This window comes from Xenorhabdus sp. TH1 (assembly GCF_037260955.1).
GTDB classification, from domain to species: domain Bacteria; phylum Pseudomonadota; class Gammaproteobacteria; order Enterobacterales; family Enterobacteriaceae; genus Xenorhabdus; species Xenorhabdus griffiniae.
Genome location: NZ_CP147734.1, coordinates 1,545,797 through 1,559,790 on the forward strand (window position 1 = coordinate 1,545,797; position 13,994 = coordinate 1,559,790).

A 13,994-nucleotide genomic window follows, 5' to 3' on the forward strand; every position below is an offset into this window, starting at 1 on the left:
AATTTGTTGTGGCTGCAAATAGCAGCCACGTTCACATAGTAGTGTTATCGTTCTTTGGATATCTTTATTAACAATCAGTAAAGCGTTCAGCCAGAAAAGGGGTTATATCCAACGGAAGGGCTTCTTGTCGCACTAGTTTATCCAACAAAACTCCCGTGATCGCCGAGGTCAAAATTCCCGTTCGAAAATGGCCGCAGGCATTCAAATAACCGTCAATACCTGGCATCTTGCCCAGTATTGGCAGCTCATCAGGTGAGCCGGGACGTAATCCCGCCCAACAACGTTTGATATTAGCATTGGCCAGTTCGGGTATACAGCGAATTGCACCTTTGACCAAGCCTTTTACTTCTGGCAGTGTGGTTGCCACATCAAACCCTTTATCTTCTGTTGTGCTACCAATTAGGATTTCACCATTATCTTTTTGGGCAATGTAGCAATCACTGGTCGTTATGCATCCACGCAACAGCTTGGGCATTTTTTCTGTCAGTACAATCTGTCCTTTGACAGGGTGCACCGGAATACGTTGTCCCGTGGCCCATTCACTTAATTCTGCAGCCCACGACCCTGTTGCGTTGATCAATGTATCACAAGAAAATGTCCCTGCTTCCTGCGTTTTTACCCCGGTGATCCGAGATCCCTGCCGTAATACTCCGTTGATCGTTGTATTCGCATAGATATCTACGCCATTCTGGCGTGCGCTCTCGGCATAGGCATCGGTGAGGCGAAATGGATTAATCTGGTGATCGCACAAGAACTCCAGTGCTCCTTTAGCATGGTGATTGATATAAGGTTCACTATCACGCAATTGCTCCTGATCCAACCAGCGAATCTGACTGGAAAGATGTGGGATCTGTGCTGCGATATGTTCTGCATATTGGCGGTCTTCATCATCATAGATCACATATTTCAAACCGGTAGGTTCAAATTTGCAATCCATACCATGATTTTCCCACAATTCTTGTTGCAATTGGGGGTACAATGCATTGGATTCTAAAGCCAGGTTAAAAAAACTTTCGGGGAGAATATGCGGCATTGTGGCACTAACGGCTACTGCGTTGCCCGTCACTGTGCGTTTATTCAATGCTGATTGCATACGAAAGAAAATTACCCCGCATCCCAATCCTACCGATTCACCAATTGCCCATAACCCACCGGCAGAAGCGCGAGAAGCATTACCTGGTCGCTTAATGTCTATTATGGCAATACTCAGATCCCGTCGCTTAGAAAGCTGATAAGCACAAGAAGCCCCAATCACGCCGCCGCCTGCGATTATTACATCATAATGTTTACTCATGATTTGCCTTCTCTGGTGAGTTGATGACGATAAGATCGCTATTCAGCGCTGAAAAAGGCAACGGGTCTATCGGGAACCGTGGCCGAATCCATTTCACATCGTGCTTACCTGTATATTCCCGTAAACGATCACTGCAATAACCGACACACATTTTTCCTTGACAATCACCCATTCCCACACGAGTGCGGATTTTTAGACTGAGCATGTCCTGTATGCCCTGATCCAACGCTCTGTCGATGTCTTTCCGGGTAACGTTCTCACAGCGGCAAATTACCGTATCCGCCTGTTGCAATCCCAATTGCCCCATACCTGGCCGAATAAAGGCATCGATTCCCACACGAAAACGTAAAATAGCATTCAACTTGCGTTGATAGATCATTCGCTGATGTTCAGCCTGTGCTTCAGTAAGATCACCACGTTGGCGTAAGATGGAAAGCGCAGCAATTTTGCCACTGAGCATTGCGGCTTCGCTACCACGTAATCCAGAGATATCTCCTGCCAAGTGGATATGGGGTTGGCTGCTTTGTTGCCAATCATTGTGGCACGGTTGTAAATACCCGTCTTTGTGGTATTGATGTTGCAGATCCATCAGTTGGGTTAATTGAGTTCGAGGGATAAAACCATAACCTACCGCCAGAGTTTCAGCTGATATTTGTTGTTTTTGCAGGTAATCGATTTGCCAATTCTCGTCATACGGTGCAAGAGTGACCTGTTGAAGTTCTGACTGCCCTTCAGCAGAGACGATCCCCCAACCAAAATGCAATGGAATATGATGCCGTTTCAGATAGGCGATCATACTTAAACCATCAAGTAATAATTGGGGTTGGTTAAGTAACGACAGTGTACTTCTGGCAATGCGGTTGAAGGCACTAGCCTCGTACACACCAACAATCTCAGCGCCAGCTCGATGCAACTGACAAGCAACCAATGGTAACAACGGTCCTGTCCCAGCAATGACTGTTCGTCCTAACGGGTTCACTACTCCACTTTTTATTTGTAGTTGTAATCCTCCCAATAACATTACACCAGGTAGTGTCCAGCCAGGGAAAGGAACATTGCGTTCGTGGCAACCTGTCGATAACAACAAGTGCTGATAGTCAATACTGATCAACTGTTCTTTAGAATCAAGTACATGCAGTCGTTGATTGGCTTCAGTACCGAGTACTCGGGAATTAAGATGCACATCTACATTGTTGGCGATACGGGCAAAATCCTGGTGCAGCTTTTGCATGGCATTAATATAGCTCTGCCCAAGATAATCCATTACCACTCCTTGTCGTAGTGGGCCACGATAAACGACACCACCTAAGCGTGGTGCTTCATCCAGTAATATGCTGTTAACCCCATGTTTGGCGAGCTCGATTGCCGCCCCCATACCAGCAGGTCCTCCTCCCACAATGACTGGTCGCTGTTTCATGATAAATCTCCTGTCATTAAACGATTGGTCATCGTTTCCACTCGCATTCCCGGCTGAACCACGGTTTGGCAAGCTCTTCGTTTATAGCGGCCATCAATGTTAACTAAGCAACTATGACAAACCCCCATACCACAATAAGTTCCCATAATATTCTGACTGTCATTACATGAAATCTTGCGTAATCCCACCGCATTTAATACGGTCAATACCGTTTCACCCTCAGCTGCGGTTACTGATTGTCCATTGATATAAAGCGTAAAAAGAACTCCATTTAGTTCTTGGATATCGTATTTTCTATTCATCATAAAACCGAGTTCACTTTGATTTTTCATGGAAAAAATACAGATAAAAAATAATTACAACAGATAATGAACAACATATATTAAAAAATAATCGGTATATTAATTTATATATTTATTCTTTCGATGTTCAGCCGATGGATGACCACGGAACGGAACAAACAAGATGTATCCTCCCCAAATTTAACGAGATCAATAATTTCTCTTTGTTATTGTGGTGTGAGATTAGAATAATTCCTCCCACACAACCTTCTTTGCTCACAGTTTTCTGATAATTTCTTGACTGTTCCCACAATATTACTCTGCCCTTGTTCAAGGCCTCTAAAATTAAGTATCTTTTCAGCCAAATAAGGGAAAGCAAATTTTAAAGAAAGTGGGATTTCGTTATTCACCATTATTGAGTTTATTTTTACTCAATAAAATTAATTGTGAGAGCACTATGAGATAACTATTGGAATTTTAAAAGTTCTCTAGATATAGCATTCCTTTTTTTATGTAATAAACAGAAGTGCGATTAGTTGTTGGGTGTTTTTCAATATAATTTTTACTTAATAATATATTTTTGTTTTTATAACTCTCCTTGATTTTCAATATCAATATGGTTGATAAATTAGCGGAATAATCCATTGTTGGAAATTTTTGTAGGCACCATAGGTTGCGATATCGTAATTTATTTATCCATAACTTGTTGTTTTTTATGTTTATATTATGTGTTTTTTGTTTTTTGTTTTTGGTTAATAGCATTTTGATTTAGTGGCTTTACATTGGCAACAAAGAATAGATGAGGCCGTTAATTTCCCCGAAAATAGGGAGAATGTATATGCTAATAACAAAATGATTTTTTTTTAGGTTTCATTGTTATAATAATTTTTGAAGGTTGAATTTTTTTCAAGCGTAATACAGAAAGATATAAGGGTCAAGTAGCAATAATGAAAATATTTTTGATAAATATTAGGTTGTATGTTTTTGATGATTTCATCATAACAATTTTCAATTTTTAATAAACTTATTGTTATAATTCCTCAAAAAAAGACTCACGGAATTAACGTAATTATTTGATAAATTTGGTAGGGTGTTGGGGACTCGAACCCTGGACAAATTGATTAATAGTTTACTTATAATATATTAATTATTGTGGCTAACCTATGTCTTACCATTACAGGTGTTATAAATAATATGACATGTTTCTTCCGCCTCACCCGCCATTGAGAAATATACCAATGGTCAGGAGTTCGCAGCCTTGTAACCAACTCCACCGGGAAGAAATTTCTATCAGTGCGTCTGCTATCACCTTTTTCAATTGGCTTCAAATAGGGGAGAGATTTCGGCCTTGCTGGTTGTCCGGAACTACGAACCCTGTACGAATCGCCACCATTAATAATTAATTTGTGGAAGGGGTAGTAGGAATGAATAACGTTAAAAATGATTGGTATCAAGCCGATATTATCGCAGCATTGCGTAAGGGCGGCACAACCTTAGCGGTTGTTTCTCGTGAAACGGGACTCAGTTCATCTACACTGACAAATATTCTCAGTCGCCCGTGGCTTAAATTCTACGTATTCCATAAAACACATCCTTGCTCATCTATGAAAAATAGTTTATTCGTACCAAGTACGAAAATTTAATAAGCGTGGGAAAATATAGCCTAAAAATCTCTGTCGCAATTGGCTATAAAGCGCAAAAAAGCCACTTGTTTAAAAGCAGCTTAATATTCTGATTTAATTAATAAAATTTGGTGGGTCGTGGGAGGCTCGAACTCCCGACCAATTGATTAAGAGTCAACGGCTCTACCGACTGAGCTAACGACCCAACACGAATAATTATTCTCCAGTGTCAACTTGGCGTCAATGGCCTATATCCATTTTTTACTAATTGAATGAAATACGCACAGTAAACGTTTAACGAATTGGCCTAATTATAATCACTCTGTTTTTCATGTGAAATCCTTCTGTTAATCGCGCGGTTGTCTATGTCAAAATGTTCCATTAAACACAGCTTGAGGGTATTAAGGCCATGCTGTGAGAATAAATTGGATATAACTATGGAAGAAAAAATACAACCCACACACACCACTGAAACTGGAAGTTCGCACTTACAGCGAAGTCTCACCAACCGACATATACAGCTAATCGCAATTGGTGGTGCCATCGGTACTGGCCTGTTTATGGGCTCAGGAAAAACGATATCTCTTGCGGGGCCATCGATCATTTTTGTTTATATGATCATAGGCTTTATGCTGTTTTTTGTTATGCGGGCAATGGGAGAGTTATTGCTTTCTAATTTGCACTATAAGTCGTTTAGCGATTTTTCCGCGGATCTGCTAGGATCGTGGGCCGGTTTTTTTGTCGGCTGGACTTATTGGTTCTGCTGGGTAATTACTGGTATAGCAGATATTGTTGCCATCACTGCTTATGTTGGATATTGGGTACCTGGTTTTCCAGAATGGGGAACTTCGCTTTTGTGTGTTCTGGTATTGCTTACTCTGAATCTCGCGACTGTTAAGCTGTTTGGTGAACTGGAGTTTTGGTTTGCCATGATCAAAATTATTGCCATTGTTGCCTTGATTGTGACAGGAGGCATTTTAATTGGCATCAACTTTAAATCACCAGCAGGACATGTTGCAGCATTTTCTAATGTCTGGAATGACGGGGGGATGTTCCCTATGGGGTTAAGCGGATTTTTCGCCGGATTCCAGATTGCGATATTTGCTTTTGTTGGTATTGAGTTGGTGGGAACTGCCGCAGCGGAAACTAAAAACCCGATGAAATCTTTACCAAAAGCGATCAATGCTATTCCTATCCGTATTATCACGTTTTATGTATTGGCTTTGATTGTCATTATGTCAGTCACACCGTGGCGAGCCATTAGCGCGGATAAAAGTCCTTTTGTGGAATTGTTCGTTTTGATCGGATTACCCGCTGCTGCCAGCGTTGTTAACTTTGTGGTTTTGACTTCTGCGGCATCTTCGGCAAATAGTGGGGTTTTCTCCACTAGCCGGATGTTGTTCGGTCTAGCGAAAGAAGGAGATGCGCCAAAGCAGTTTAGCCGTCTTTCCCGCCGTTCGGTTCCGGCATCAGGGTTGATCTTTACTTGCCTGTGTCTCTCATTTGGGGTCATCTTGATCTATTTTATCCCCGATGTGATGCGGGTTTTTACTCTAGTGACAACCGTTTCTGCGATCCTGTTTATGTTTATTTGGAGCATGATCTTATGTTCCTATCTGGTTTATAGAAAGCGTCGCCCAGAACTCCATCAAGCTTCGGTCTATAAAATGCCATTTGGTATTGTCATGTCTTGGGTATGCCTGGTTTTCTTTGCTTTTGTTTTGGTATTGCTTTCCTTGCAGTCAGATACTCGCCAGGCGTTATTAGCCACACCAATTTGGTTTATTATTCTAATGATCGGGTTTCAGATTGTGAAAAAGCGTAAAATCCGTCTTGCTCATTAAATAAAAGAAGCCGGCTAATTAATCTGGATGGCCCAAATATTGGGCCATTTTTTCTCTTAAACAGGTATGATCGTACCTTGATGGAATCTAAGCTGCCATTGACCAGTTAAAGATGATAATTGCCAAATTGATGAGCGAAGTGCTTGATTGAAAAAGTTACCAGTTAGATCTATTTCGTAAGACTGATAAGTTAGTAATACAATATTCTTATCAAGATGGTTTATAGAAAAGTTTTTTGAGAAAAGCTGAAAATTAGTTTTTATTTCTGTAGTTAATGCATCAAAAACATCTTTTTTAGTATAAACATAACCTGATTTACTAATTTCTAGAAAATTATCATGTAATACTATATTTAACCAATCAGCATTATTTCTTTTTTTGCCTTGAAGGCTTACTTCAAAATTTTTGAGTAATTTAAAAGTATCTACATTTTCCTGAATCATATGAACTCCAAAAAATAAATGGGTATGAAATAACTTCAGTAGAAGACTAAATGCTTATTTTAAGCAAACACTTAACATGCTATTTACATTTTTTATCAGGCAGTTATAAAGAGAACAAGTTAAAAAAGAGGTGAGTATGGAAATTATAATAAGGGCAACTGAGCCAGAGGATGCTGAAAATTAAATTGTTTGGTTTATTTTTGAGATTTTTTGTTGGGGTATTTTTACTTCTATTTCAGTTAATTAATTTATTATCAGAAGATTTGTTAACTTGTTTTAACAAGAATCCCAGAATCGGATAGAAAAGATTTATTCATATTTAACATCTTAACATAATCTTAAACGGAAGCTTGGTCGATAGCAATTGATTAGACAGGATTCCAGATTGAAATTAGATGGCTATCTTATCGCTTATCCAATCAAGTATGCCGCTGTTGGTTATGTTGAATGTTATAGTATGCACTATTAGTGTGACCGTCCTGACAGTTTCTCCTGATTTTGAAAAACGATATCGGCCAAAAAATCTGCCACTTTCCGGATCCTGGGGGAATGGGACAAATCAGATTGAATAACAAGCCAGATGGGTTTATCTATGCCTAAATCAGGCGAAATACACGTAAGTCCTGCACCATTGGCTGCAATATGAGGCAGCACAACTAATCCCAGACCCGCAGTTGCTGCTGCAATTTGAGAACAAATCGAAGTTGTTGCGACTGAAAGAGAACGTCCTTGTAAGGCTTGTTTAAGCCAGTTAACGGAAGGAAATTGTGAGTATTCACTTGTCCAACCAATAAAATGAGCGTCGTTGTATTCACCTCTAAATATATCGGAAGTGCAGGTGGCTAAATAGGCTTCACTTCCATAAAGACCAAACCCCAGCGTTCCTAGTTGTCGGACATTGACATGGCCTTGTTCCGGTCTGATGATACGAAGAGCTAAATCAGCATCACGGCGGTGAAGGTTTACTGTGTAATTATCCGTTGTAATTTCTAATGTCAGGTTTGGATGATTTTTTTGTAAGGTCGGCAAGTTTGGCATAATTAAATAATTGGAGAGTGTTTCAAGTGTTGCAAGGCGTACATTGCCGGCAATAGTTGCCCGTAGATCGGCTTCAAACAGAAATGAATTTGCTGTCATTTCCATGACTTTGGCTTTTTCCAATAGTTCTGCGCCATCTTCTGTTAGTTGATAACCTGTTTGATGTCGCAAAAATAATGGCATTCCGAAAGTATTTTCCAGGCGTTCGATTTTTCGCGATACCGTTGCCACACCAATACCAAGAAGCTCAGCCGCTTTACTGATAGTTCCTGCTCGCGCTATTGCCAAGAATATTCGAATATCATCCCAAATAAGTGATTGCACGATTTATTTTCCATTTCTGAAAATTTGATTACCAATTCTGCCTAAATATTTCAATTTTAAAAGATGCCACAATGATTTTACCAAGAATTATTTTATTTAAGATCAATCAAGATAGGGTAATGAATATGAAAACAACTTCACAGTTAGCGATAGTGCTAACGTTAATTGCAACATTCTTTTGGGGATCAAATTTTCAGGTAACAAAATTTGCACTGACGAGTTTGCCACCGTGGACAGCTTCTGCTGAGCGTTTTTTCTATGCAGTTATCTGTATTTTTATTTTTTTTGCATGGAAAGAGGGGATTCACGGCAAGGTTTTGAAGCAAAACTGGTGGGCATTTATTGTTCTTGGGGCGATTGGTGTGGCGGGATTTAATGGGGCATTTTTTGTTGGTCTTCAAAGTTCCAACCCTGTCACGGCGGCTTTGATTGTGGCAACGACGCCTATCTCTGCCAACATTCTGGAAGCGATTATAAATCGTCGGTTACCTGGATTAATGAGAGTCATTGGTATGGCGATCAGTTTGTTGGGAGTTGCTTTAGTTATTACCAACGGTGAATTGATTTTGGGAGGTGTCTCTCAGATAGTAGCCGGCGATATAATCATTTTTATGGGAAGTCTTGGTTGGTCAATTTACACAGTGGGAATACGGGTATTTGTCAAAGATGCGACGCCATTGGCGACTACAAGCTGGACAATGCTTTTTGGTGCGATCATATTAGTGTTTATTGCGATTTTTGTGGAATCGCCAATAACTGCATTATCTTCAGGAACATTTGAAAGCCATTTGGCCTGTTTCTATATAGGTATTGGTGGTTCTACTATTGCCTATCTTTTTTGGAATATGGGGGTTGCTATTCGTGGAGCAGGAAAAACGGCGGTATTTTTTAACTTGGTTCCCATGTTTGCACTCATGATACAGCTAATAATGGGAAATATACCCAGCTTGCCACAATTAATTGGCGTTGTTGTCACTATTGTGGGAGTGCTCTTGGGGCAGGGAATATTGAGTAATATTCGGCTCATTAACATTGATAAAAATAAAAACTAGCATACAATCACCATGGTAACTAATTTATTAGTGGAGATCTGATATGGAAAAATTTACTGATAAATTAATTAGCTTTGACCGATTTATTTTAAGGATACTGCGCTTTCTTTTACATGCATTCATTATATTTCTGATCGGTATTATTCCTGGTGTACTGGGCTTTTTCTTGATAGAAAGCCATGCTATTCCTGATGCAATACTAAATTCAGTTTCAATGATTGGAACGCAAAACTTGCATATTGAACCCGTCAGTACCGTGGGAAAATATTTTGCGGCCATTTATGGACTGTTCCTTCAAGCTATATTTTTTATTGCAGTGGGTATGGTGGTGACGCCTTTTGTCCACCGAATACTGCACAGCTGGCATATTGATGATGAAGAGGATAATGAAGATATGAAAAAATAAATAACTTATTTTCCTGCTGTCTATCAAGCCATAATTTGAAGTTTCCAGAACTTATTTGTATGGCTAAAAATTAGAGAGTTATTGTAGTGAATAGGGTATTTTTAATGAAATATAGTGGTAGATTTATTCGATCTCAGACATAAAATTTCCCCCTATAAACTTATTATAGAGAGTTAAGTAATGAATAAAGGTCATTGTTTATGCGGTGCGGTAAGTGTGAACACCAATCAACGCATTGAAGATATTAACGTATGCCACTGTAAAACGTGTCAAAAATGGAATGGAGGTCCATTTTTATCTGTGGATTGTAAGGATGATCTAAAAATAGAAGGAGCTGAAAATATCTCAACATATCCGTCATCCGAATGGGCAGAACGCGCTTTCTGTAACAAATGCGGAACACATCTTTTTTACCACCTGCATCAACCAAGCGCTTATTATGTTCCAGTTGCTTTGTTTGAGAATAGTCATTCAGGTAAATTATCTCGCCAAATTTATGTGGAAAGTAAGCCAACATATTATAACTTTGTTGAAAAAACCCCTATGCTAACTAAAGCAGATGTCCTTAATTTATTTAAATAATTATTGCAATATGGGGAAAGTATTATCCTCATATTGTTCTGGATTAAAATGGATTACTCTAAATAATATAGAGATTAGAGATATGTTAATTAATAAAATAGCGAATAAAATCAATTGGTTATATATTTATTTTATTTCATTGATATGTAACAATTCTCTTTCTGTTTTGCCCTAATGTTAGTATAATCTGTTATCTCATCCAAAAGGTTTCTCTCTCACTCGTGAGAAAATGTTATTTTTTGTCAATTTATCTTATGAAAATCATAAAGATAGACTCAACGTGTCCGTTTTGTTTTGGAGTTTATTAATTTTATCATTATTGTGGATATTACGTTAGTGGAGATGTTGTTTGATTAATGTTTTATTAGTTGATGACCATGAACTGGTGCGCATTGGTGTGAAAGGCGTCCTTGATGATATAAAAGGGATAAAAGTTGTAGGAGAAGCCAGTAGTGGAGAAGATGCGGTCAGATGGTGTAGATCAAACAGCACGGATATTGTCATGATGGATATGGGAATGCCCGGTATAGGAGGGTTGGAGGCGGCTAAAAAAATCATCCGTTATTCACCTGATATACGAGTGATTATGCTGACTATCCATACTGAAAGCTCTTTACCCACAAAAGTGATGCAAGCAGGGATCAGGGGATATTTGAGCAAGGCTGCCGCTCCTCAGGATATGATCAATGCAATTCGGACTGTTTATGCAGGCCAGCGTTACATTTCCCCGGATATTGCCCAGCAGATGGCACTCAACCAGTTATCACCCGCAAAAGAAAATCCGCTGGATGAACTTTCGGAGCGGGAATTGCAGATCATGACAATGATAACTCAGGGTCGCAAAGTTAATGAGATTTCTGAATTGCTTAATCTGAGCCCAAAAACAGTGAATAGTTACCGCTATAGGATGTTCAGTAAACTAAATATCAAAGGTGATGTAGAATTGACCCATATGGCAATACGTTGTGGATTGCTTGATGCGCAAAATATGGTAACTCACGGTGGGTAATAAGATTTGATGGGTGATCAGTTATGGCGGAACTATTTAATTCAAAGGCATTTTTAAAAACAGTTACCAGTCAGCCGGGCGTCTACCGCATGTATGATATCACTGGCACAGTGATCTATGTTGGTAAAGCTAAGGATCTAAAAAAACGCTTATCTAGCTATTTTAGGGCACAAGTTAGTAGCCGTAAAACAGAGTCATTAGTGAAAAATATCGTTCAGATAGACGTCACCGTTACCCACACAGAGACAGAGGCGCTTCTGCTTGAACATAACTACATCAAGCTGTATCAGCCTCGCTACAATGTATTACTGAGAGATGATAAATCTTATCCTTATATTTTCTTGAGTAGTGATATCCACCCTCGTTTAACCTTATATCGTGGCGCCAGGCATACAAAAGGAGAATACTTCGGCCCATTCCCTAATTCTCATGCAATACGCGACACTTTGGCTTTATTGCAGAAACTATTTCCTATTCGCCAATGTGAAGACAATGTGTACCGCAATCGTTCAAGGCCTTGCTTGCAATATCAGATTGGGCGCTGCTTGGCTCCTTGTGTTAAGGGGTTTGTAACAGATGAAGAATATCAGCAGCAAGTTGAATACGTTCGCCTGTTTTTGGCGGGGAAAGATCAGCAAGTATTGGATGAACTGGTTGCAAAAATGGAAAAAGCGAGTCAACAGCTTAAATTTGAAGAAGCAGCCCGTTATCGCGATCAGATCCAAGCAGTACGGCAAGTTACGGAACGACAATTTGTTTCCGGAGAAGGCGATGATCTTGATGTTATTAGCGTCGCTTTTGAGGCAGGAATGGCCTGTGTGCATGTCTTATTTATCCGTCAGGGTAAGATATTGGGCAGCCGAAGTTATTACCCCAAAATTCCGGCTGATACGAAATTAGATGAAGTAGTGCAAACTTTCCTTGGTCAATTCTATCTCCAAGGAAGCCAAAACAGGACGTTGCCAACAGAAATTTTGTTGGATTTTGCATTGCCTGAGAAAGAACTATTAGAAAGATCACTTGCTGAAATATTGGGCAGGAAAATCTATATCCAGGCACGGCCAAGAGGCGATAGGGCGCGTTATTTAAAATTAGCACGCACTAATGCTGCGACAGCTTTGATAACCAAACTCTCCCAACAATCGACAATTCATCAGAGATTAGCGTCATTGGCTACATTTGTCGGCTCTGAAAAAATCCACCGTGTGGAATGTTTCGACATCAGTCACACGATGGGAGAACAAACTGTCGCATCATGTGTTGTTTTTGATGCTAATGGTCCAGTTCGTACAGAATACCGCCGCTATAATATTACAGGTATTACTCCAGGGGATGATTATGCTGCGATGAATCAAGTCTTGCGTCGTCGATATAGCAAGGCTATTGATAAGACAAAAATCCCTGACATCATTTTTATTGACGGTGGAAAAGGTCAGCTTGCGCGTGCGATTGAAGTTTTCGACTCTTTGGAAGTTGAATGGAATAAAAAGTATCCTAAGTTAATTGGCGTTGCGAAAGGCAGTGATCGTAAGGCTGGACTAGAAACCCTATTTTTTGAAGTGGAAGGAGAAGGGATTGCACTTCCTCCTGATTCACCTGCATTACACGTTATTCAGCATATTCGTGATGAATCTCACAACCATGCCATTACAGGGCATCGTCAGCGTCGGGAAAAAGTGAAAAAGACCAGTACATTGGAGTCGATTGATGGTATTGGGCCAAAACGTAGACAAATGTTACTTAAATATATGGGTGGATTACAGACTTTACGCAATGCAAGTGTAGAAGAGATCGCAAAAGTGCCTTCTATTTCTTATGCACTGGCAGAAAAAATCTATAATGCGTTGAAACACTAGAAGTATTGATGCACCATACTAATAAATTTAACCTAGCCAGATATTACTAAGCATTATGCAATTAAATATTCCAACATGGCTTACTCTATTTCGTATTGCCTTAATTCCATTCTTTGTTTTGGCATTCTACTTGCCATTCCAATGGGCACCGATGGTATGTGCCATTATCTTTATTATCGCTGCTGCAACAGATTGGTTTGATGGTTTTCTTGCCCGGTTGTGGAAACAGACGACGCGTTTTGGGGCATTTCTTGATCCGGTGGCGGATAAAGTGATGGTAGCTATTGCGTTGGTACTGATTGCAGAACATTACCATACGTGGTGGATCACGCTACCTGCTGCGACGATGATTGCTCGTGAGATTATCATATCTTCTCTGCGTGAGTGGATGGCGGAATTAGGAAAGCGCAGTAGTGTAGCTGTTTCCTGGATGGGAAAAATAAAAACTACGGCACAAATGGCGGCATTGGTTGCCTTATTATGGCGTCCTTGCATTGAACTTGAAGTAGGGGGATTCATCCTATTATACGTTGCTGCGGTCTTGACATTCTGGTCAATGTTTCAATATTTGAGCGCTGCATGGGACGATTTGCGTGAAAGTTGATCCGAATGACGCAAAAATCATCGAACGAACGAGTTTTATAAATAATTGTGTTGACTCATTTCGTGAAGTAAGTAGAATGCAACGCATCGAACGGCACATGAGATTTACGAAACAAGTTAAGTAAATCAAGCGGTTCGGAAAGGCGGGAATAGCTCAGTTGGTAGAGCACGACCTTGCCAAGGTCGGGGTCGCGAGTTCGAGTCTCGTTTCCCGCTCCAAGAA

The 13,994-nt window shown here is 39.9% G+C and carries 13 protein-coding genes and 2 tRNA genes; 9 read left to right on the forward strand and 6 right to left on the reverse strand.

Features of this window, described 5'->3' with window-relative positions; all coding sequences use genetic code 11:
• Positions 1 to 67: 67 nt before the first annotated feature.
• The 3 genes from hcnC to WDV74_RS06920 are packed head-to-tail and all read right to left on the reverse strand — an operon-like array spanning position 68 to position 3,043.
• Entirely contained in the window at positions 68 to 1,294 is a 1,227-nt protein-coding gene (gene hcnC, locus WDV74_RS06910; protein WP_338885272.1) for a cyanide-forming glycine dehydrogenase subunit HcnC, read from the reverse strand.
• The gene (locus WDV74_RS06915) at positions 1,287 to 2,711 is read right to left on the reverse strand and encodes an FAD/NAD(P)-binding oxidoreductase (RefSeq protein ID WP_338885273.1); all 1,425 of its coding nucleotides are present in this window, start codon (positions 2,709 to 2,711) and stop codon (positions 1,287 to 1,289) included. Before WDV74_RS06915 ends, hcnC begins: the two co-directional genes overlap by 8 nt.
• Positions 2,708 to 3,043 (reverse strand): (2Fe-2S)-binding protein, encoded by a 336-nt coding sequence (locus WDV74_RS06920; protein WP_338885274.1) that lies wholly within the window; start codon positions 3,041 to 3,043, stop codon positions 2,708 to 2,710. Before WDV74_RS06920 ends, WDV74_RS06915 begins: the two co-directional genes overlap by 4 nt.
• Before the next feature lie 1,373 nt (positions 3,044 to 4,416).
• Between WDV74_RS06920 and WDV74_RS06925 the strand changes: the two genes are divergently transcribed.
• Positions 4,417 to 4,635 (forward strand): helix-turn-helix domain-containing protein, encoded by a 219-nt coding sequence (locus WDV74_RS06925; RefSeq protein ID WP_338885275.1) that lies wholly within the window; start codon positions 4,417 to 4,419, stop codon positions 4,633 to 4,635.
• Positions 4,636 to 4,743: 108 nt separating this feature from the next.
• Here WDV74_RS06925 and WDV74_RS06930 read toward each other — a convergent pair.
• Positions 4,744 to 4,819, reverse strand: a tRNA-Lys gene (locus WDV74_RS06930).
• 232 nt (positions 4,820 to 5,051) lie between these two features.
• On the opposite strand from WDV74_RS06930, the gene cycA reads away from it, so the two are divergent.
• The gene (gene cycA / locus WDV74_RS06935) at positions 5,052 to 6,458 is read left to right on the forward strand and encodes a D-serine/D-alanine/glycine transporter (RefSeq protein WP_338885276.1); all 1,407 of its coding nucleotides are present in this window, start codon (positions 5,052 to 5,054) and stop codon (positions 6,456 to 6,458) included.
• A gap of 56 nt (positions 6,459 to 6,514) precedes the next feature.
• On the opposite strand, the gene WDV74_RS06940 is transcribed toward cycA, so the two are convergent.
• Both WDV74_RS06940 and WDV74_RS06945 read right to left on the reverse strand, forming a co-directional pair.
• Positions 6,515 to 6,901 carry a DUF4440 domain-containing protein gene (locus tag WDV74_RS06940; protein ID WP_338885277.1) on the reverse strand — a complete coding sequence of 129 codons (387 nt, stop codon included), beginning with the start codon at positions 6,899 to 6,901 and terminating at the stop codon, positions 6,515 to 6,517.
• Positions 6,902 to 7,366: 465 nt separating this feature from the next.
• Positions 7,367 to 8,263 (reverse strand): LysR family transcriptional regulator, encoded by an 897-nt coding sequence (locus WDV74_RS06945; RefSeq protein ID WP_338885278.1) that lies wholly within the window; start codon positions 8,261 to 8,263, stop codon positions 7,367 to 7,369.
• Positions 8,264 to 8,388: 125 nt separating this feature from the next.
• On the opposite strand from WDV74_RS06945, the gene WDV74_RS06950 reads away from it, so the two are divergent.
• The 7 genes from WDV74_RS06950 to WDV74_RS06980 all read left to right on the forward strand — a co-directional run bounded on the left by WDV74_RS06950 (position 8,389) and on the right by WDV74_RS06980 (position 13,990).
• Entirely contained in the window at positions 8,389 to 9,315 is a 927-nt protein-coding gene (locus tag WDV74_RS06950; protein ID WP_338885279.1) for a DMT family transporter, read from the forward strand.
• A gap of 43 nt (positions 9,316 to 9,358) precedes the next feature.
• On the forward strand, positions 9,359 to 9,721 hold the full coding sequence (locus tag WDV74_RS06955) for a hypothetical protein (RefSeq protein ID WP_338885280.1): 363 nt from the start codon (positions 9,359 to 9,361) through the stop codon (positions 9,719 to 9,721).
• A gap of 180 nt (positions 9,722 to 9,901) precedes the next feature.
• Positions 9,902 to 10,303 carry a GFA family protein gene (locus tag WDV74_RS06960; RefSeq protein ID WP_338885281.1) on the forward strand — a complete coding sequence of 134 codons (402 nt, stop codon included), beginning with the start codon at positions 9,902 to 9,904 and terminating at the stop codon, positions 10,301 to 10,303.
• Positions 10,304 to 10,652: 349 nt separating this feature from the next.
• Positions 10,653 to 11,312 (forward strand): UvrY/SirA/GacA family response regulator transcription factor, encoded by a 660-nt coding sequence (gene uvrY / locus WDV74_RS06965; protein WP_338885282.1) that lies wholly within the window; start codon positions 10,653 to 10,655, stop codon positions 11,310 to 11,312.
• A 23-nt stretch (positions 11,313 to 11,335) separates the two neighbouring features.
• A complete protein-coding gene (uvrC, locus tag WDV74_RS06970) occupies positions 11,336 to 13,168 on the forward strand; it encodes an excinuclease ABC subunit UvrC (protein ID WP_338885283.1) in 1,833 nt (610 codons plus the stop codon).
• A gap of 55 nt (positions 13,169 to 13,223) precedes the next feature.
• Positions 13,224 to 13,772 carry a CDP-diacylglycerol--glycerol-3-phosphate 3-phosphatidyltransferase gene (gene pgsA, locus WDV74_RS06975; RefSeq protein WP_338885284.1) on the forward strand — a complete coding sequence of 183 codons (549 nt, stop codon included), beginning with the start codon at positions 13,224 to 13,226 and terminating at the stop codon, positions 13,770 to 13,772.
• Between the two features lie 142 nt (positions 13,773 to 13,914).
• Positions 13,915 to 13,990 (forward strand) — tRNA-Gly (locus WDV74_RS06980).
• Positions 13,991 to 13,994: the final 4 nt, after the last annotated feature.